The organism is Bifidobacterium sp. WCA-178-WT-4B, assembly GCF_009696495.1.
GTDB classification, from domain to species: Bacteria; Actinomycetota; Actinomycetes; order Actinomycetales; family Bifidobacteriaceae; genus Bifidobacterium; species Bifidobacterium infantis.
In genome coordinates, this window is record NZ_VULV01000004.1 from 81,334 (window position 1) to 100,916 (window position 19,583).

General features: G+C 60.7%; 16 protein-coding genes and 2 tRNA genes. 17 read left to right on the plus strand and 1 reads right to left on the minus strand.

Going from position 1 to position 19,583, the window contains the following annotated elements; translation table 11 throughout:
- The first annotated feature begins 62 nt into the window (after window positions 1–62).
- The 17 genes from FYJ31_RS04515 to FYJ31_RS04595 all read left to right on the plus strand — a co-directional run bounded on the left by FYJ31_RS04515 (window position 63) and on the right by FYJ31_RS04595 (window position 18,815).
- A complete protein-coding gene (locus FYJ31_RS04515) occupies window positions 63–1,214 on the plus strand; it encodes a M20 metallopeptidase family protein (protein ID WP_071478419.1) in 1,152 nt (383 codons plus the stop codon).
- Window positions 1,215–1,562: 348 nt separating this feature from the next.
- Window positions 1,563–3,260 (plus strand): NAD+ synthase, encoded by a 1,698-nt coding sequence (locus FYJ31_RS04520; protein ID WP_154536101.1) that lies wholly within the window; start codon window positions 1,563–1,565, stop codon window positions 3,258–3,260.
- A 52-nt stretch (window positions 3,261–3,312) separates the two neighbouring features.
- On the plus strand, window positions 3,313–3,537 hold the full coding sequence (locus FYJ31_RS04525; protein WP_012578016.1) for a hypothetical protein: 225 nt from the start codon (window positions 3,313–3,315) through the stop codon (window positions 3,535–3,537).
- A 277-nt stretch (window positions 3,538–3,814) separates the two neighbouring features.
- A complete protein-coding gene (gene pflB / locus FYJ31_RS04530) occupies window positions 3,815–6,190 on the plus strand; it encodes a formate C-acetyltransferase (RefSeq protein WP_014485011.1) in 2,376 nt (791 codons plus the stop codon).
- Window positions 6,191–6,299: 109 nt separating this feature from the next.
- Window positions 6,300–7,181: a pyruvate formate-lyase-activating protein gene (gene pflA / locus FYJ31_RS04535; protein WP_013140560.1), complete on the plus strand. Its 882-nt coding sequence runs from the start codon at window positions 6,300–6,302 to the stop codon at window positions 7,179–7,181.
- 62 nt (window positions 7,182–7,243) lie between these two features.
- Entirely contained in the window at window positions 7,244–7,882 is a 639-nt protein-coding gene (locus FYJ31_RS04540; protein WP_143723255.1) for a DUF3000 family protein, read from the plus strand.
- Window positions 7,879–9,180 carry an HRDC domain-containing protein gene (locus FYJ31_RS04545; RefSeq protein ID WP_154536102.1) on the plus strand — a complete coding sequence of 434 codons (1,302 nt, stop codon included), beginning with the start codon at window positions 7,879–7,881 and terminating at the stop codon, window positions 9,178–9,180. Before FYJ31_RS04540 ends, FYJ31_RS04545 begins: the two co-directional genes overlap by 4 nt.
- A gap of 54 nt (window positions 9,181–9,234) precedes the next feature.
- Window positions 9,235–10,614 (plus strand): trigger factor, encoded by a 1,380-nt coding sequence (gene tig, locus FYJ31_RS04550; protein ID WP_174774007.1) that lies wholly within the window; start codon window positions 9,235–9,237, stop codon window positions 10,612–10,614.
- 183 nt (window positions 10,615–10,797) lie between these two features.
- Window positions 10,798–12,264, plus strand: a complete 1,467-nt coding sequence (locus FYJ31_RS04555) for a chloride channel protein (RefSeq protein WP_154536103.1) — start codon at window positions 10,798–10,800, stop codon at window positions 12,262–12,264.
- 83 nt (window positions 12,265–12,347) lie between these two features.
- On the plus strand, window positions 12,348–12,728 hold the full coding sequence (locus FYJ31_RS04560; RefSeq protein WP_154536104.1) for a transcriptional regulator: 381 nt from the start codon (window positions 12,348–12,350) through the stop codon (window positions 12,726–12,728).
- A 205-nt stretch (window positions 12,729–12,933) separates the two neighbouring features.
- A complete protein-coding gene (locus FYJ31_RS04565; protein WP_007052058.1) occupies window positions 12,934–13,557 on the plus strand; it encodes an ATP-dependent Clp protease proteolytic subunit in 624 nt (207 codons plus the stop codon).
- Between the two features lie 5 nt (window positions 13,558–13,562).
- Entirely contained in the window at window positions 13,563–14,264 is a 702-nt protein-coding gene (locus FYJ31_RS04570) for an ATP-dependent Clp protease proteolytic subunit (RefSeq protein WP_154536105.1), read from the plus strand.
- Between the two features lie 121 nt (window positions 14,265–14,385).
- Window positions 14,386–15,765 carry an ATP-dependent Clp protease ATP-binding subunit ClpX gene (gene clpX / locus FYJ31_RS04575; protein ID WP_195839440.1) on the plus strand — a complete coding sequence of 460 codons (1,380 nt, stop codon included), beginning with the start codon at window positions 14,386–14,388 and terminating at the stop codon, window positions 15,763–15,765.
- Between the two features lie 155 nt (window positions 15,766–15,920).
- Window positions 15,921–15,994: transfer RNA gene (locus tag FYJ31_RS04580), tRNA-Arg, on the plus strand.
- A gap of 29 nt (window positions 15,995–16,023) precedes the next feature.
- Window positions 16,024–16,097: transfer RNA gene (locus tag FYJ31_RS04585), tRNA-Arg, on the plus strand.
- Window positions 16,098–16,275: 178 nt separating this feature from the next.
- On the plus strand, window positions 16,276–17,712 hold the full coding sequence (locus FYJ31_RS04590) for a Na+/H+ antiporter NhaA (RefSeq protein WP_071478412.1): 1,437 nt from the start codon (window positions 16,276–16,278) through the stop codon (window positions 17,710–17,712).
- 161 nt (window positions 17,713–17,873) lie between these two features.
- Window positions 17,874–18,815 carry a TIGR00730 family Rossman fold protein gene (locus FYJ31_RS04595; protein ID WP_071478411.1) on the plus strand — a complete coding sequence of 314 codons (942 nt, stop codon included), beginning with the start codon at window positions 17,874–17,876 and terminating at the stop codon, window positions 18,813–18,815.
- Between the two features lie 45 nt (window positions 18,816–18,860).
- Here the strand turns inward: FYJ31_RS04595 and FYJ31_RS04600 are convergent, their stop codons facing one another.
- On the minus strand, window positions 18,861–19,526 hold the full coding sequence (locus tag FYJ31_RS04600; protein WP_032744326.1) for an O-methyltransferase: 666 nt from the start codon (window positions 19,524–19,526) through the stop codon (window positions 18,861–18,863).
- Window positions 19,527–19,583 lie beyond the last annotated feature (57 nt).

Genomic DNA, 19,583 nt, shown 5'->3' on the forward strand with positions numbered 1-19,583 from the left:
GGCCCTCGCCAATATGAAGCGAGGGCCGCAATATATTCTGCGCGCTACTAGAATCGAGAACCATGAGCGAACACATCGACATTGACCACGAACTCATCGCCATCCGCCACTACCTGCACTCCCACCCGGAACGCAGCTTCCGCGAATTCGACACCAGCATCTATCTGACCGACCAGCTCAAGGCGCACGGCATCGAGATCCTGCACAACCCGCTGGAGACTGGTGTTGTGGGGCTCATTCAGGGCGAGGACGGTCCCGGGCCGCGTATCGGGCTGCGCGCTGACATCGACGGCCTGCCCATCGTGGAAGACTCCGGACTGGAGTTCAGCTCCGTCAACGAGGGCGTGATGCACGGCTGCGGCCACGACCTGCACATGACCGGTCTGCTCGGTGCCGCCTTCTGGCTCGCCGAGCACCGTGACAAGTTCGCCGGCTCAATCAAGATTCTGTTCCAGCCGAGTGAGGAGACCGGCCAAGGCGCTCGCGCCATGATCGACGCCGGACTCGTGGATGACGTCGAAGCCATCATCGGCACCCATAACAACCCCAACTACGCGCCGGGCCAACTGGCCATCGGCGTCGAACCGATGATGGCCGGCTGCGTGAAATTCCGCGTGACCCTCCACGCCCAAGGCACCCACGCCGGCTACCCGTACAAGGGCACCGGGCCCATCGAAGCGCTCTCCAGTATTATTCTGAGCCTGCAGACCATCGTGAGCCGCAACGTCACGCCCTTCCACCCGCTGGTGCTGTCCGTTACCGAAGTGCACGGCGGCCATGTGTGGAACGTGGTGCCCGCCGAAGCCGGATTCCAAGGGACTGTGCGCTATTTCCACAAGTCGGATGGCAATCTGGTCGGCCGCCGATTCAAGGAAGTGGTGGAACACACCGCCGAGGCATACGGCATCAGCGCCGACGTGGTCTGGGATGACTTTCAAGACCCGCTGGTCTCCGATCCAGGTCTTGCCAAGGCCGTGGCGGCGGATGTCAACGACTACGCGCAGCTCGAACCGATACGTCAGTCGATGGCGGGGGAGGACTTCTGCGAATTCGCCAAGGTGACGTTGCCGGTGTTCGCGTTCGTCGGGTCAAACGGCCAAGAAGGTTGCGCCGACTGGCATAGCCCGCATTTCGTGGGTCTCGACGAATCCATTCCCACCTTCGTCAACTTCTACGTCAACGCCGCTCTGCGCGTGCTCAACGAGCTGAGGTAAATCCTTTTCTGGCTCCCCTCTGGAGGCTGAGGCGTTAGGCAGACAGCCCAGTGGGCTGTCTGTAGCCGAAGGTGAGGCGACAGCCGAACCAGATATGCGCGGGCCTCGCCCGTCCATAAGTGCAGGACGAGCTATCAGCGAAGCTGACTGAGGGGAGTGACATTCGTTCATTAGGTCGATTCATCGTCCATTAGGTCGGTGAACGGTGATACTGGTTGTTGGAATCGCGCCATTGCAACGACTGATATCGCATTGCAGTGACCTAATGAACGCAAAAACGACCTAATGAATGACGCCAAGCCGGAAGAACAGGCAATCCGACGCCATACGCGGCTACACTAAGAAGCTATGACACAGCTTCGCTTCGCACTCGCCCAGATCGACACCTGCGTCGGCGCGCTTGACGTCAACGCCGCCAAGGTGCTCGACTACTCCCGTAAAGCCGCCGCAGGAAACGCCCAGGTGGTAGTCTTCTCGGAAATGACCCTCACCGGATACCCCATCGAGGATCTGGCCCTGCGCCGCACCTTCCGCCAAGCCGCATGGGACAAGGCCAACGAACTCGCCACCCAGCTCAACGACGACGGCCTCGGCGATCTGTTCGTGGTGGTCGGCACCGTGGGCACCGACCGCAAGACCTCCAAGCCGCGCAACCGACTGGTGGTCTTGCATCAGGGCGTGGTCTGGGCCGGCTACGACAAGCACTTCCTGCCCAACTACGGCGTGTTCGATGAATTCCGCATCTTCTCCGCCGGCGACCGCTCCGTGACCCTCGACGTGGACGGCGCCACCATTGGCGTGGCCATCTGCGAGGACATCTGGCAGGATGGTGGCCCGGTGGCCGACCTGGCCACCAAGAACATCGACCTGCTGCTCACCATCAACGGATCGCCGTATGAGGAAGGCAAGACCAACACCCGTTTCGAGCTCGCCCAGCGTCGTGCCGCCGAGGTTAACGCCCCGGTCATCTACCTGAATCAGGTCGGCGGTCAAGACGACCTCGTCTTCGACGGTGGCAGTTTCGTGGTCGACGCCGACGGCACGCTTATCGAACGCAGCCCGATGTTCATGGAAAACCTGACGTTCTGGGACTTCGATTCCGCCGCCGAACATCAGGCCAAGGCCGAGATCGTTCCGGAACTCGACCCGGACGAAGAGGTATACACCGCCTGCGTGCTCGGCCTCAAGGACTACATGGCCAAGAACCACTTCACCGGCGTGACGCTGGGCCTCTCAGGAGGTATCGACTCCGCACTGGTAGCCGCCATGGCGGCCGACGCATGCGGCGGCGAGAACGTCTGGGGTATCTCCATGCCCTCCATGTACTCCTCCGATGGTTCCAAAGACGACGCCGCTGACCTGGCCTCCAACATTGGCGCCCATTACGAGGTTCAGCCCATTGAGCCATTGTTCAACGCCTACCAACAGCAACTTGATCTCCATGGTGTCTCCGCCGAGAACCTGCAGGCCCGCATCCGCGGTGTGATCGTGATGGCCAGTTCCAATTCGCGCGGTCTGCTCGCCGTGGCCACCGGCAACAAGTCAGAGCTCGCCTGCGGCTACTCGACCATCTACGGCGATGCGGTAGGCGGTTACGCACCCATCAAGGACCTGCTCAAGACCCGCGTCTGGGAGATCAGCCGTTGGCGTAACAAGGCCGCGGCCGCGGGCGTCGGCATCGGTGGGCTCAAGATCGTGGGCAACGAGGACGGCAACACCGGCGTCTCGCTCAAGGACGGCGTGATGATTCCGGTCTCATCCATCGAGAAGGCTCCCTCGGCCGAGTTGCGCCCCGGGCAGAAGGACTCCGACTCCCTGCCCGAATACGCGCTGCTCGACAAGGTGCTCGCCGCATACATCGAGCACGCGCACGGCCGTGCCGACCTGTTAGCCGACGGCTTTGACCAGGCCACCGTAGACACCGTGATGCGATTGGTGGACCGCGCTGAATGGAAGCGCCGCCAATACCCTCTGGGGCCCAAGGTCACGGCCCTCGCATTTGGACGAGACCGCCGACTGCCCGTCACCAACGCATTCAGGGAATAAACATATATTGCTCCCGCCAGCGGGAGCAAGTAATACCGTTGAGGAGGTACCAATGACAGACGATAACAAGAAGCAGTGGTATTTCAACACCGTCAAGAAGCAGGCCGAGCTGGGTATGGTCTCACCGGTCGAACAGCGCATGGGTCCGTACAAGACCAAGGAAGACGCCGAACATGCGTGGGACATCGTGGTGGACCGCAATGCCAGATGGGAGGAGGAGAACCGGCGCTGGAAGAACTACGGCGCGAAACCCGCACAGGCTCACCCCGAGGATTGACGGTCGAAAACTGGCGGATACGGTTCTGCTGTCAATCTCAAGACTGAGCTGCTCATCAAACAGCTCATACGAACATCACAGAATGAGCGGTTTCCCATATCTGGAGACGTGCAATAGTCCCATCAATACCTAGAAACCATTGGAATGATAGCGTTCACAAAGACAATGTGAGATAGTTCACTCCCAATTTCGGCTTTTCTCAAGCAAGTGCCAACTACACTGTTGAACCAAGGGTTCCGTGAGGATGCGAAACCTACAACCTCATGTAAGGAGTGACATGACCGCAGTGGAAAATGCAGCTGTCTCCCAGGAGGAGCTCGACGCCAAGGCGTGGGCTGGCTTCACCGAGGGCAACTGGCAGAAGGATATCGACGTTCGAGACTTCATCCAGAAGAACTACACCCCGTACGAGGGCGACGAGAGCTTCCTGGCGCCTGCCACCGAGAAGACCAAGCACCTGTGGAAGTACCTCGACGACAACTACCTGGCCGTGGAGCGCAAGCAGCGCGTCTACGACGTGGACACCCACACCCCGGCAGGCATCGACGCCTTCCCGGCCGGCTACATCGAATCTCCGGAAATCGACGACGTGATCGTCGGCCTGCAGACCGACGTGCCCTGCAAGCGCGCCATGATGCCGAACGGCGGCTGGCGCATGGTCGAGCAGGCCATCAAGGAAGCCGGCAAGGAGCCCGATCCGGAGATCAAGAAGATCTTCACCAAGTACCGCAAGACCCACAACGACGGCGTCTTCGGCGTCTACACCAAGGCCATCAAGATCGCCCGCCACAACAAGATCCTCACCGGCCTGCCGGACGCCTACGGCCGAGGCCGTATCATCGGCGACTACCGCCGCGTCGCCCTGTACGGCGTCAACAAGCTGATCGCCTTCAAGAAGCGCGATAAGGACTCCATCCCGTACCGCAACGACTTCACCGAGCCGGAGATCGAGCACTGGATTCGCTTCCGCGAGGAGCACGACGAGCAGATCAAGGCCCTCAAGCAGCTCATCACCCTCGGCAACGAGTACGGCCTGGATCTGACCCGTCCGGCCCAGACTGCCAAGGAAGCCGTGCAGTGGACCTACATGGGCTACCTGGCCTCCATCAAGTCCCAGGACGGCGCCGCCATGTCGTTCGGCCGTAACTCCGCCTTCCTCGACTGCTTCATCGAGCGCGACCTCAAGGCCGGCAAGATCACCGAGACCGACGCCCAGGAGCTCATCGACAACATCGTCATGAAGCTGCGCATCGTGCGCTTCCTACGTACCAAGGACTACGACAACATCTTCTCCGGCGACCCGTACTGGGCGACCTGGTCCGACGCCGGTTTCGGCGACGACGGCCGTCCGCTGGTCACCAAGACCTCCTTCCGTCTGCTCAACACGCTGACCCTCGAACACCTCGGACCCGGCCCCGAGCCGAACATCACCATCTTCTGGGATCCGAAGCTGCCGGAAGGCTACAAGCGCTTCTGCGCCAAGATCTCCATCGACACCTCCGCTATCCAGTACGAGTCCGACAAGGAGATCCGCAACCACTGGGGCGATGACGCCGCCATTGCCTGCTGCGTCTCCCCGATGCGTGTGGGCAAGCAGATGCAGTTCTTCGCCGCCCGAGTGAACTCCGCCAAGGCCCTGCTGTACGCCATCAACGGCGGCCGCGACGAGATGACCGGCATGCAGGTCATCGACAAGGGCGTCATTGACCCGATCGCCCCGGAGGCCGACGGCACCTTGGACTACGAGAAGGTCAAGAACAACTACGAGAAGGCGCTCGAGTGGCTGTCCGAGACTTACGTCGAAGCCCTGAACATCATCCACTACATGCACGATAAGTACGCCTACGAGTCCATCGAGATGGCCCTGCACGACAAGGAGGTGTACCGCACCCTCGGTTGCGGCATGTCCGGTCTGTCCATCGCCGCTGACTCCCTGTCCGCCATCAAGTACGCCAAGGTGTACCCGATCACCAACAAGGAAGCCAAGAACCTCGAAGGCCACGAGTACGAGTACGTTGAAGGCGCCGACGACGATCTGGTCGTCGGCTACCGCACCGAGGGCGAGTTCCCGGTCTACGGCAACGACGACGACCGCGCCGACGACATCGCCAAGTGGGTCGTCTCCACCGTGATGGGCCAGGTCAAGCGCCTGCCCGTCTACCGTGGCGCCGTCCCGACCCAGTCCATCCTGACCATCACCTCCAACGTGGAGTACGGCAAGAACACCGGTTCCTTCCCGTCCCGCCACAAGAAGGGCACCCCGTATGCCCCGGGCGCCAACCCGGAGAACGGCATGGACTCGCACGGCATGCTGCCGTCCATGTTCTCCGTCGGCAAGATCGACTACAACGACGCCCTCGACGGCATCTCGCTGACCAACACCATCACCCCCGATGGCCTGGGCCGCGATGAAGCCGAGCGCATCGGCAACCTGGTCGGCATCCTGGACGCGGGCAACGGCCACGGCCTCTACCACGCGAACATCAACGTTCTGCGCCGCGAGACCATGGAGGACGCCGTCGAGCACCCCGAGAAGTACCCGCACCTGACCGTGCGCGTCTCCGGCTACGCGGTGAACTTCGTCAAGCTCACCAAGGAGCAGCAGCTCGACGTCATCTCCCGTACCTTCCACCAGGGCGCCGTCGTCGACTGATGACCAACCCCGCGAACCGCGGCAATGACTAACTGAAGGGGTGGGGCACGGCTCCACCCCTTCCTTATTTTCCACAGACTTTCGCATCATTTGGAACAGGAGGACAACTATGCCCGCAACACCCACGTTCCGCACCACGACCAGGCATATGCTCAAGGAATCGAAGACCTATGCCTCGCAGACTTTGATGGGTGGCCTTTCCGGCTTTGAATCCCCAATCGGACTCGACCGACGTGACCGCCTTTCCGCCCTGAAATCCGGCGATATCGGCTTCGTCCACTCTTGGGACATCAACACCTCCGTGGATGGACCGGGCACCCGCATGACCGTATTCATGTCCGGCTGCCCGCTGCGCTGCCAGTACTGCCAGAACCCGGACACTTGGAAGATGCGCGACGGCAAGCCCGTCTACCTTGACGCCATGATCAAGAAGGTCGATCGTTACAAGGACCTGTTCAAGGCCACGCATGGCGGTATCACCTTCTCCGGCGGCGAATCCATGATGCAGCCCGCCTTCGTTTCGCGTGTGTTCCATGCCGCCAAGGAGATGGGCGTGCACACCTGCCTCGATACGTCCGGCTTCCTCAACACGAGCTACACCGACGAGATGCTCGAGGACATCGACCTGTGTCTGCTCGACGTCAAATCCGGCGACGAGGAGACCTATCACAAGGTCACCGGCGGCACCCTGCAGCCCACCATCGATTTTGGCCAGCGACTGGCCAAGGCCGGCAAGAAGATCTGGGTACGATTTGTGCTCGTGCCGGGCCTGACCGACTCCGAAGAGAACGTCGAAAACGTGGCGAAGATCTGCGAGTCCTTCGGCGATGCCGTCGAACACATCGACGTGCTGGGATTCCACCAGCTTGGCCGCCCGAAGTGGCACGAACTGCGCATCCCATACCCGCTGGAGAACCAGAAGGGACCCAACGCCGCCACCCGCGAACGGGTGGCCAACCAGTTCAAGGACCACGGCTTCACCGTGTTTTAAATTGCAGGGCCGAACCGCGCGTAAATACCACGATTCGGCCCGTTCGCCCATACCCTAGAGATATGGCCGACATCTACGCATTTCCTATGGGAGCGTCCAATGACGTACGCCCCGTACGCCCTCAGGGTGTGCCGGATGAAGTATGGGCAGCTGTCGAATCCGTCAGCACCATGAAGCGCATCCATGACGTGCGCTATCGGGAGATTCCCGTGCCTTCCACCTTGGCCGATTATGGTATCGGCGTGGAATTCGAAGCGGGAGAGTGTGCCCTCGGCGATGCCTTTTCCGCCGGTCTTGGCAACGATGCCGAATCACGAATCGCCACAGGCTGGATCATGATGCTTTATGCTCATGAGCTGCGCATTGACTGGGATTCCAACTGGCGTTGCGTGGCGTTCGCGCGGCTGCCGCTGGAAACCGCCGAAAACGATTCTCTGACCCCCGGCATGTACTGGGATGACATGTGCGACTATTTCGACGGCATCGAGCCGGATTCGGTATCCGGCACAGTCACCGTGACCCAAAACACGGCTTTTGGTTCGATGGCCGGCTCCACCAGCGCCGGGTGTGAGATTCGCGTCTCATGGACCCCGCTTGACGGGACCGGACCGGACGGTACTATGGACGCCGGCGCACAAATCCGCTCGTGGGCCGCATTCATCAGATCCACCATCCGTTTTGAGGAGGATGACGCCAGTTGAGTGACGTCCGTGACACCGAACCCCGACTGCTGAAAGAGCCTCGCGGGGGAGTGCCCGATGTCACTTCGACGCTGGATGGCTATCATCGTGCCTGCGATGCGCTGGCCGAGGCGACGGGCTCGCTGGCCGCCGACGCCGAACGTGCGTCTGGATTCCGCTATGGACATGAGGATTGGCTGATTCAGTTCAAACGTGAAGGTGCGGGCATCGCCTTGCTTGATCCCGTCGCCCTGACACGGGCCGGAGCTGACTGGAATGAATTCAATGACGCCGTGGGCGACGCTACGTGGATTCTGCATGATTCTCTGATGGACTTGCCCGGATTCGCCGAAATCGGACTCAAACCCAAGGCCTTGTTCGACACGGAAATAGCGGCGCGATTGCTCGGCCTGCACCGCTTCGGTCTGGCCGCCGTCACCGAACACTACCTCGGCATCACGCTGGCCAAAGAGCATTCCGCCGCCGATTGGTCCTACCGTCCGCTGCCGCGCGACTGGCGCAACTATGCGGCGCTCGACGTGGAGGTGCTTATCGAACTCGAAACCTTGATGCGTCGTGACCTGAAAGCCGCAGGCAAGGACGAGTGGGCCGCTGAAGAGTTTTCTCACGCTTTGGTTGCGGGCCTTGCCCCGCGCAAACCTCATCCGATTCCTTGGCTGCGTATCTCGCGCATCACCCAGCTGAGTCGTGATCCGAGGGGCTTGGCCATCGCCAAATCCCTATGGGAGGAGCGCGACCGGCTCGCCCGGCAATACGATATTGCCCCCAGCCTGTTATTGACCGATTCGTCAATCATTGAGGCCGCGACCAACAAGCCACACAATGCCGCCCAATTCCGCGCGCTCCGATCCCTGAACGAGCGTGTGCGCATCCATACCGGTACCGAGCAGGACAAAATGTTCGAGCGGTACGCGCCGATTCAGCGTACGGTCAAACCGAAGGTCTGGAAGCAGGCCATCGACCGAGCCATGGCCCTGAAGCCCACCCAATGGCCTACCATGCCTGCCCCCGAACAGGGCGAAAACGGTGTGGTGAACGCGCCCCGATCCATGCGGCTGTGGCAACAGCGCCATCCGGAGCGTTATGACCGTCTGCAACGGGTACGGCGTGTGATCAACCGCATCGCCGAAGACACCCGCACGCCGGCCGAGATGATCATCAAGCCACAGGCCCTACGCAACCTGTGCTGGGTGGAAGACCCGGTGGAAGTGGACGTCGAGGCGTTCCTGATCGAGCAGGGCGCAAGGAACTGGCAGGTGAAACTCATTGCACCGTCCGTAAGTGGCGTTATCATGTAGAGGTTGCCTTACGGCAGAACTGTAAGAAATAACGACTTTTGAGGAGTCATTAGCGTGAAGATCAGCGTTCGTAACCTCGAGCCCACCAAGGTGAAGCTCACCGTCACTGTTGAACCGGAAGAGCTCAACCCGTATCTGGATGCGGCCCGTAAGGAAATCGCCAAGCAGGTGAACGTTCCCGGCTTCCGTAAGGGCCACGTTCCCGGCAAGATCATCGACCAGCGCATCGGTTTCGCCGCCGTCGCCGGTGAGGCCGTGAACGACGCGGTTCCGGAGCTGTACTCCAAGGCCCTGGATGAGAAGAAGATTCGTCCGATGGCTCAGCCGGAGTTCGACGTGCAGGATGTTCCGCAGTCCGCCAACGACGAGACCAAGCTGAAGTTCACCGCCACCGTCGAGCGTCGTCCTGACATCGAACTGCCGGAAATCGACGGTCTTGAGATCGCCATCTCCAAGCCGGAAGTCAAGGATGAGGACGTCGACAAGCGTCTCGAGACCCTGCGTCAGCGCTTCGGCACCTTGGTTGGCGTGGACCGCCCGGCCGCCAAGGGCGACTTCGCCAACATCGACCTGACTGCTGAGATTGACGGCGAGACCGTCGACTCCCAGGAAGGCGTGAGCTACGAGCTCGGCTCCAACACCATGCTCGACGGTCTGGACGAGGCCCTCGACGGCCTGTCCGCCGGCGAGGAGACCACCTTCGAAGGCACGCTGGAAGCCGGCGAGCACGAGGGTCAGAAGGCCACCGTGAAGGTCAAGGTCAACTCCGTCAAGGCTGAGGAACTGCCGGAACTGAACGATGAGTTCGCTTCCGAAGCTTCCGAGTTCGACACCCTGGACGAGCTCAAGGCCGACATCCGCAAGGCTGCCGCTCAGGACGCCGAAGGCCGTCAGGCCACCGAGGCCCGCGATGCCTTCATCGCCAAGCTGCAGGAAGGCCTCGAGATCCCGGTGCCGAAGGGCGTCAAGGCCGACATGGTCGAAGAGCAGCTCAAGGGCATGACCCCGGATCCGGATAAGGCCACCAAGGAGCAGAAGGCTCAGGCCGAGGAGACCGTGGAGAAGGATCTGCGCGATCAGATGGTGCTCGACGCTCTGGCCGAGAAGCTGGACGTTCAGGTGTCCCAGTCCGACGTGTTCAACTTCCTCGCCTCCATCGCCCAGCAGTACGGCATGGATCCGAACAACTTCATCCAGGCCATCATCAAGAACGGCCAGCTTGGCTCCGCTGTGCAGGAAGTCGCCCGCTCCAAGGGTCTGCTCGCCGGCATGCGCGCCGTCAAGTTCACCGCCGATGGCGAGGTTGTGGACCTCTCCGGCTTCCTGGGCGAGGCCGCTGAGGACGAAGAGTCCGAGTCCGTCGAGGCCGCTTCCGCTGCTGCCGCCGTGGCCGACGAACTGTCCGCCAAGGATGACGCCAAGGATGCTGAGTGAGCATAGCCTCATCGCGTTAGCGTGATTGTTTGAGCCCGGAATCGTGTTTCACGGTTCCGGGCTCTTCATATTCTGGCAAAAGGACTATTTCTTTGGCTCCCCTCTTTGAGGGGAGCTGTCGAGCGTAGCGAGACTGAGGGGAGTTCCCAAGGCATACTCGTTGCATAGGGTGCGGAGGTTGACATGCAGCCAACGGTTACTATCAAACGCCTTGGTTGGCTCGCTGCGGCGACCATTGTGCTCGGCGTGCTCATCGGTGTGGGAGCAGGTCTGCTGACCCTGTTGCTCTACGGCGTTGAACATGTGCTGCTCGGCTACATCGAAGGCCCAGAATTGTCTGGTCCATTCGGCGTGCCCGCTGCACGCCGTGCGGTATCGGTGACCGTGGGACTCGGCATCGCGGGCATTATCTGGTATCTGTTACGCCGCAAAACGACTGCGGTATCTTCAGTCAAGAAGGCCGTGGCAGGGGAGCGAATGCCTTTCTGGCAGACCATTGTGCATGTGGTGTTGCAGATTTTCATCGTCGGCTCCGGTGCCTCGATCGGCCGAGAAGTCGCCCCACGCGAACTCGGCGCCATGATCGCGCAACGTTTCTGCGACCTGTTCCATATCGAGGGCGTTGACGGCATCGACCGGCGCATGGTGGTGGCAGTGGCTGCCGGTGCCGGTCTAGGAGGCGTCTATGACGCGCCACTGGCCGGCATGTTCTTCGCCGTCGAAATCCTATTGGTGGATGTGACGATCGAAAAGGTTGCCTTTGGACTGGGCATGTCTGCCATTGCCGCATTCGTGGCGGTTGCGATCAAAGGGCATTGCCTGTTCTACGACATTACCGCCATGCAACCGGAATCCACGCCAACGTTAATGCTGTTCGCTCTGATCTGCGGTGCGGCATGTGGAGTGGGCGGCGCGTTGTTCCGAAAAGGTTCGCAATGGGCGGAAGCGCACAAGCCGACCGGTAAGGCCATTCTGTGGCAGATGCCGCTGGCTGGTCTCATCACCGGTTTGGTGGCGATTGTTGTGCCGCAGGTGATGGGCAACGGCCGTGCCGCAGCGCAACTTGGATTCAGCACGTTCATTCCTGAAACCGCTGGCACTGCTGGTGCCATGCAGTCGGCATCTTCATCGGCCGCCTCTCCATGGAACTTGCTTACAGGCGGCGGTAATGTATCCGATTCGGCCTCTGGCGGGGGATCGGGCTCTGGAATGGCCTCGTTCTGGGCCATGCTTCAGGGTGGGAGCGGCTCTTCTGGATCCGGGATGAACGCCGGTTTCCCGCTGTCCCAGTCCAATATCTGGATGTTGCTGGGTGTGTTGGCACTCACCTTTGTCACCAAAGCGCTGGTGACGCTGATGACCATTCGCTCCGGTGCATCGGGCGGTGTGCTGCAGCCCGGCATCGCATTAGGTTCTACGCTGGGTGCGATGCTCGGCCTCGTATGGATACTGATGTTTCCGACCGATTCGGTAACCGCGTGTGCCTTGATTGGTGCGGCTTCGTTGCTTTCGGCTTCACAGCAGGCACCGCTTATGGCCATGTGCTTAGTGATGGAGCTGAGCGAAGCGCCGATTAGCTTCTTTGTGCCGGTCGGCATGGCCGTGGCCACGTCGTCGTTGATATCAAAGTGGTTGCTGAGTCGTAAGTAAGTAGATACATATATTCTGGCTCCCCTCTCTGAGGGGAGCTGTCGAACACAGTGAGACTGAGGGGAGCCGAGGTAAAGAAAGCTATGTCAGAAAATACAGAAATTCGCTCGGCACTTGAATTGCTTGCCGCCGAGCCGCTCACTGAGCAGATTGACTACTATCGAAAGCCATTCATGGTGTTATGGGCCGCCATTCAGGAGGCAGCCAGCGATGTGGCCGAAGACTACGACTTACCTGCGGATATGGCCCAATTATGGGTGGCCGAACAGATGCGCCAAGTCGCCGATTCACTGGTCGATCGGCTCGCGGAAAAAGCCGTGGCCCATGGTGCCAGCAAGTCCAACGTAGCGCGAGCCGCCGGTGCCAGCCCCGCCAATGCCGTCCGTCGCTTCCCGCGTCTGGGCGACGATGCCGCCTCCCAGACCCGTCTCCTCATTGACGACGTCCTCGATACCCTTGAATAAAACCTCCCACTGATGATGGAGGTGTCTCGCCGAAGTCGAGGTGGAGGGAGAGAAGTCAACAAAAGACGAGGGAGGTGGCTCGACAAAGTCGAGACGGAGGGAGAGATATCCTACGCTACCCGCCAAAAAGCACGCGAAAAGCCGCCTTCAGTCGCTTCAAGGCGGTAGTCTGGACAATGTTCGAGTAATTAGAAGGAGAATCAAGGTGAGCAATACCTTTGCGACCTTGCCGGTCATGGCGGGCGATGACGTCCCGGCCGGCCCCGTCGACCCGATTTTCAACCGTCTGCTCAAAGACCGCATCATCTGGATGGGTGAAGAGGTCAAGGACGATATGGCCAACCGCATCTGCGCTCAGCTGCTGATGCTGGCCGCCGAAGACCCGAAGAAGGATATCTGGCTGTACATCAATTCGCCGGGCGGCTCCATCACCGCCGGTATGGCCATCTACGACACCATGCAGCTCATCGAGCCGGACGTGGCGACCGTGGGTCTGGGCATGTGCGCCTCCATGGGCCAGTTCCTGCTGAGCTCCGGCACCAAGGGCAAGCGTTACCTGACCTCGCACGCCCGTGTGCTCATGCACCAGCCCTCCGGCGGCATTGGCGGCACCGCCACTGACGTGCGCATCAACGCCGAGCTCATCATGGACATGAAGAAGACCATGAGCGAGCTGACCGCCGAACAGACCGGCCACACCCTCGAGGAAATCTACCGCGACAACGAATACGACCACTGGTTCACCGCCCAGGAAGCCCTCGACTATGGCTTCGTGGACAAGCTCGTGACCACGCCGGACACCATCGGCAACAACCAGCAGGGGGAGTGAGACTCATGGCAAGTGAAGAAGCAAAGTTCGCCGCCCGTGCCGACCGCTTGGCCGGCCGTCAGGGCGTAGCCGGTTTCATGCCGGACGCCGCCCGCGCAGCCCAGCCCGCGCCGGCCAACCGTTACATCATGCCGCAGTTCGTGGAGAAGACCCCGTATGGCATGAAGACCCAGGACGCCTACTCCCGCCTGTTCGAGGACCGCATCATCTTCCTCGGCGTGCAGGTGGACGACGCCTCCGCCGACGACGTGATGGCCCAGCTGCTGGTCCTTGAATCCCAGGATCCGAACCGTGACGTGATGATGTACATCAATTCACCCGGCGGTTCGATGACGGCCATGACCGCCATCTACGACACCATGCAGTACATCAAGCCCGACGTGCAGACCGTGTGTCTCGGCCAGGCCGCCTCCGCCGCCGCCATTCTGCTGGCCTCCGGCACCGAGGGCAAGCGCCTGATGCTGCCGAACGCCCGTGTGCTCATCCACCAGCCGGCCATCGACCAAGGCTTCGGCAAGGCCACGGAGATCGAGATTCAGGCCAAGGAAATGCTGCGTATGCGCGAATGGCTGGAGGAGACCCTCGCCAAGCACACCGGCCAGGACGTCGAGAAGATTCGCCGCGACATCGAAGTGGACACTTTCCTGACCGCTCCTGAAGCCAAGGAATACGGCATCGTGGACGAGGTGCTGGAACACCGCCAGTAAAACTTCCGGACATTGCAATACCCTCGGTCGGCAACGACCGGGGGTATTGTATTTCAAGGATGACAATGATAATGCACAGCGTGGCGGTTCGACGGTGCGGCGCAGTCGGCAAAGGAGAATCATGGGACGTGTGGTGAGCTACAACGAGGACGTACCCCGTTGCACGTTCTGCGGCAAAACCGAACATCAGGTACGAAAACTGGTGGCCGGTCCCAATGCCTCCATCTGCGATGAATGCATCGCCCTGTGCGTGGACATCATCTCCGAGGAGCGTGTCAAAGATGCCGAGGTCAATTCGCTGAGCCTGCCCAAGCCCGCCCAGATCTTCGATTATCTCAACCGCTACGTCATCGGTCAGGAGAATGCCAAGCGCGCATTGTCCGTAGCCGTATACAACCATTACAAGCGCGTCAATATGGAGCTTCAGGAGTCCGCTGAACAGCTCGACGGGAATAACGGGCACAGTGGCCAGACCGGCGAACAAGCCAAGCAATCCGCTCCCGCCCAGAAGCGTGCTACCCGCCGCAGCAATGACCCTTTGGCTGGCGTCGAGGTCGCCAAGTCAAACATTCTGTTGCTTGGCCCCACCGGCGTGGGTAAAACCTATCTTGCGCAGGCGTTGGCCCGCGTAATGAACGTGCCGTTCGTCATCACCGACGCCACCACCCTGACCGAGGCCGGCTATGTAGGCGACGATGTGGAAACCGTGCTCCAACGTCTTCTCCAAGCTGCGGATGGCGACGTAAGCCGAGCCCAGCACGGCATCATCTACATTGACGAAATCGATAAGATCGCCCGCAAATCCGGTGAGAACACCTCCATCACCCGTGACGTGTCCGGTGAGGGCGTTCAGCAGGCGTTGCTGAAGATCTTGGAAGGCACCATCGCCTCCGTGCCGTTGGAGGGCACGCGCAAGCATAAGGAGCAGGACGTTGCACAGATGGACACACGCGGCATCCTATTCATCTGCGGTGGTGCGTTCGTAGGGCTGACAGACATTGTTCGCAAGCGATTGGGCCGTCGAGAGACCGGCTTCGGCGCGAATTGGCACGACGCCGACATGAAAGACGAGGAATTGCTCGAACAGGTCAATGCCGATGATCTGGCTGAGTTCGGACTGTTGCCTGAGTTCATCGGACGTTTGCCGGTCACCAGTGTGCTGAAGGAACTTACCGTAGACGATCTGACGGCGATTCTCGCCCAGCCAGCCAACGCGCTGATCAAGCAGTACCGTAAACTGTTCGCCGTTGACGGCGTCGACCTGCAGTTCACAGAACAGGCCATTCGGGCGATTGCTGATATCGCCATCAAACAGGGGACCGGCGCACGCGGGTTGCGTTCGATCATCGAACGTACGTTGCAGGACACGATGTTCCAGTTGCCGAGTTTGGATGATGTGAAGCAGGTGATTGTGGACAAGGCGTCCGTAGAGGGTTCCAGTACGCCCAAACTCCTGCGCGAAGCCGTGGATGTGCCGCGGGGACGCCTCAAAGTTGCGTAGTCGGTTTTGCTTGACCGAGTCCGTACACATGCTGCGTGAGGCCAGTAAATACACCGTTGCGGTGACGATTAAGATGATGCGACTCGCCGCAACACGCCGAGTTGCATTCAGCTGAACGGCGTGTATTATATATCGAGTTGTCTGAAAGACAACATGCGCCAGTAGCCCAGCGGATTAGAGCAGCTGACTACGGATCAGCAGGTCGCAGGTTCGAATCCTGTCTGGCGCACTCCCGAACCACGGGGACAACAGTGGTATGCGCCAGTAGCCCAGCGGATTAGAGCAGCTGACTACGGATCAGCAGGTCGCAGGTTCGAATCCTGTCTGGCGCACAGTAAGCCTCGAAAGCGAAATGCTTCCGAGGCTTTTCCAATTGTATTGGCCCGTTTGAGTCGGCCACACAGGGGTGGGGTAAGGTTGCCCTTCGCGACTCAGCCCGGAGCGGAACGTCCTGAGATATTCCGTACTATTACATACGGTTCATCCAAGAGAGTACAGTAAGGAGACGCGATGGCCACGACCGCCGGTGCGAAGAAGGGACTCTGGTCCACCATCAGGCGAATCGCCGCTTCAGACCGTATTTCCGGACTCATCATGCTCGGCTTCGCGCTCACCGGCCTGGTGCTCGCGAACCTGCCCGCCACCGCGCATGCGTTCGAGACCGTCGCGGAAACGCATCTGTTCATCCCCTACACCAATCTCGACCTGCCGATTGGCCATTGGGCCCAGGATGGTCTGCTTACCATCTTCTTCCTGACCGTGGGCCTCGAACTGAAGCAGGAACTCACCACCGGCTCGCTCGCCAATCCGAAAGCGGCCGCCGTGCCGATGCTGTGCGCGGTGGGCGGCATGATCGCCCCGCCCATCCTGTTCCTGGCCGTCACGGCATTGTTCTCTCAGATCGGGCCTGGTGAACCCGGCACGCTGATTCTGACCACCACCGGCAGCAGCATCCCGTTCTCGGAGATGTCGCACGGCTGGGCAGTACCCACCGCCACGGATATCGCGTTCTCGCTGGCCGTGCTCGCCCTGTTCGCCAAGGCCCTGCCCGGTTCAATCCGCGCGTTCCTGATGACGCTTGCCACCGTCGACGACCTGCTGGCCATTATTCTGATCGCCGTATTCTTCTCCTCGATCAACGCCTGGTATTGGTTCATCGGCATCGCCGTATGCGCCGCCATCTGGGCATACCTCGTACGACTGAAAAAAGTGCCGTGGATCGCGGTCGGCATCGTCGGTATCCTCGCTTGGATCATGATGTTCGAGGCAGGCGTGCACCCCACACTGGCTGGCGTGCTGGTTGGCCTGCTGACCCCCTCCCGTGAAATGCACGGCGAACTCTCACCGCGTGCCGAACGCTATGCCAACAAGCTTCAGCCATTCTCCGCACTGCTGGCCCTGCCCATCTTCGCCCTGTTCGCCACCGGCGTGCACTTCGAGTCGATGAGCCCGCTATTGTTGGTCTCGCCGCTGGTCATTGCACTGATTGTGGCTTTGGTGGTCGGCAAACCTCTGGGTATCATCACCACCGCATGGCTGGCCACGCATGTGGGCGGGCTCAAGATGGCCAAGGGGCTGCGCGTGCGCGACATGATTCCCGCTGCCGTCGCCTGCGGCATTGGCTTCACTGTGTCCTTCCTCATCGCCTCGCTGGCGTACAAGAATGCGGAACTTTCCGCTGAGGCGCGCTTCGGCGTGCTGGTGGCCTCCCTGATCGCCGCAGCGATTTCCGGTGTGCTGCTGAGCCGTCAGTCCAAGAGATTCGAGAAGGCCGCAGCCGCGCAGGCTGCCGCCGCCGAGGCGTTGGCCGATGCCGAAGCCGGCGAATCGATTGATGGCAATGGCACTGGGCAGCCAAGCCGCACCACAAAGCCCACCACGCCCACGGAACACCCCGGCACCCTCGCCGACGGCACCGCCAGTGTGGAAATCGACTTCCGCCACTGATGGCTAAGACGGTCCCTACTCCGTTGTTGGCCTTGTTTCGTGAAAACCGTACGCTGAGACGCGCTCAGAGTACGTTCTTCACGAAATTTCGCGGAAAACGTACGCAGAGCTTCAGGCGCTAGAATGCGAAGAGTCGATAGCACCGTACAGGAGGACATTGGATGGCAAAGAAGCAGAAGAAATCCAAGAAGAACGGCGGCAAAAAGGCCGCTGAAGCAAAGAATCCAGCCGAGGCCGCGTCCCAGTCCGCAGTCGTGGACGATATGGAACCATTGGAAGCCACAGCTGCGAATGATACGGCAACGTTGGAGGCTGAGACGGCAACTGAGGCTGCGGCCACACCGGTGAACCCGGTCGACTTGGAGGAGGCTTCGCCGCTGGGCGACACCTATCATCGCGGCCCGGTGATTCTACGCGGCCAGATGATTCCCTCGGACAACACCACCGCCAACCTGCTGAAACCCGACCGGGACACCGACTGGCTGCATATGGACCCATGGCGTGTGCTGCGCATCCAATCGGAATTCGTGGACGGCTTCGGGGCGCTCGCCGAGCTCGGACCTGCAGTCTCAATTTTCGGCTCCGCACGCACCCAGCGCACCGAATCGATCTACAAGGCGGCACGGCGCATGGGTAGCCAGATAGCCAAGCGCAACATCGCCGTCATCACCGGCGGTGGTCCCGGCATCATGGAAGCCGCGAATAGGGGAGCGGCACTGGCCGGCGGCAAATCCGTGGGACTCGGCATCGAATTGCCGCACGAGCAGGGGTTGAACCAGTGGGTGAACCTCGGCATGAGCTTCCGGTACTTCTTTGTGCGGAAGACCATGTTCGTCAAGTATTCCTCGGGCGTGATCGTGTGCCCGGGCGGCTTCGGCACACTGGATGAGATGTTCGAGCTGCTGACCTTGGTCCAGACCCACAAGGTGGCGAATATTCCGGTGGTGCTCTACGGCAAGGAATACTGGCAGGGGCTCTTTGACTGGCTCAACGGTCCGGTGGCCGAGCACGGCATGATCTCGACGATCGACCCGAAACTGGTCACCGTAACCGACGACGCCGACGAAGCCGTGGACGTGGCCGTCAGCGCAATCGTGAGATAAGCGAGATAGAGTAGCTCCCCTCTCCGAGGGGAGCCAAGGACAGAGTTACTTTTTGTAGGCGATGAGCAGGCCGGTGCCGTCAGGGGTGAGCGTGGACTCGAAACCTTCGTCATCTTCGACGGTGGCGAGCAATTCACGCATGGCGATGGCCTTGTCGCTGCGGTCGGCCGGATTGATCACGCCGCCCTGACCGTCCTCCAACACCAGCACATCGGTGAACACGATCACGCCGTGCGCGCGCAGCAGACGGGAGGCCTGGGCGAACGTGGCGGCATAGTTCTCGGCGTCGCCCGCCACCACGATCAGATCGTAATCATTGGCGTTGAGGCGCGGCAGAAACACGCTGGCCGGAGCATTCACCGCACGCAACGTGGTGTCGGTCTCATCCTGCAGCTCGGCGAACGCCTTGCGAATCAGCGCGATGCCCTGAGCGGTGGAATCGACCGCAGTCAGCAGGCCCTTGCTATCCAGCGCATGGGCGAGCTGCAAGGTCTCCACCAGCGAGCCGGTGCCCACGGCGATGACCGAAGCGGCGCCGGTGATGCGCACCAGCATGCCCAGCAGACGGGCCTGCGCCGCCGAACCCTGCAACTGGCCGGACTCGTCGGCAGCCGTACGGGCGTCGGTCAACGCATCGGATTCACGTTCGCGCGCGTGTTCCTCGGTGAATTCCCATGCCTTGGCGAGGTTGGTGTACTGCGTTCTGTCCATAATTCGTTCCTTCATGTCTTCTCTCGTGCGGGCACCCGGCGGATGCATCGACGCATG

Excerpts from the sequence above, each read along its gene's own strand:
- FYJ31_RS04540 (WP_143723255.1), top strand. The coding sequence starts at position 7,244 with ATGGCCGACATCTACGCATTTCCTATGGGAGCGTCCAATGACGTACGC.
- FYJ31_RS04590 (WP_071478412.1), top strand. The coding sequence starts at position 16,276 with ATGGCCACGACCGCCGGTGCGAAGAAGGGACTCTGGTCCACCATCAGG.
- FYJ31_RS04570 (WP_154536105.1), top strand. The coding sequence starts at position 13,563 with ATGGCAAGTGAAGAAGCAAAGTTCGCCGCCCGTGCCGACCGCTTGGCC.
- FYJ31_RS04560 (WP_154536104.1), top strand. The coding sequence starts at position 12,348 with ATGTCAGAAAATACAGAAATTCGCTCGGCACTTGAATTGCTTGCCGCC.
- clpX (WP_195839440.1), top strand. The coding sequence starts at position 14,386 with ATGGGACGTGTGGTGAGCTACAACGAGGACGTACCCCGTTGCACGTTC.
- FYJ31_RS04525 (WP_012578016.1), top strand. The coding sequence starts at position 3,313 with ATGACAGACGATAACAAGAAGCAGTGGTATTTCAACACCGTCAAGAAG.
- FYJ31_RS04515 (WP_071478419.1), top strand. The coding sequence starts at position 63 with ATGAGCGAACACATCGACATTGACCACGAACTCATCGCCATCCGCCAC.
- FYJ31_RS04555 (WP_154536103.1), top strand. The coding sequence starts at position 10,798 with ATGCAGCCAACGGTTACTATCAAACGCCTTGGTTGGCTCGCTGCGGCG.
- FYJ31_RS04520 (WP_154536101.1), top strand. The coding sequence starts at position 1,563 with ATGACACAGCTTCGCTTCGCACTCGCCCAGATCGACACCTGCGTCGGC.
- pflA (WP_013140560.1), top strand. The coding sequence starts at position 6,300 with ATGCCCGCAACACCCACGTTCCGCACCACGACCAGGCATATGCTCAAG.
- FYJ31_RS04595 (WP_071478411.1), top strand. The coding sequence starts at position 17,874 with ATGGCAAAGAAGCAGAAGAAATCCAAGAAGAACGGCGGCAAAAAGGCC.
- pflB (WP_014485011.1), top strand. The coding sequence starts at position 3,815 with ATGACCGCAGTGGAAAATGCAGCTGTCTCCCAGGAGGAGCTCGACGCC.
- FYJ31_RS04600 (WP_032744326.1), bottom strand. The coding sequence starts at position 19,526 with ATGGACAGAACGCAGTACACCAACCTCGCCAAGGCATGGGAATTCACC.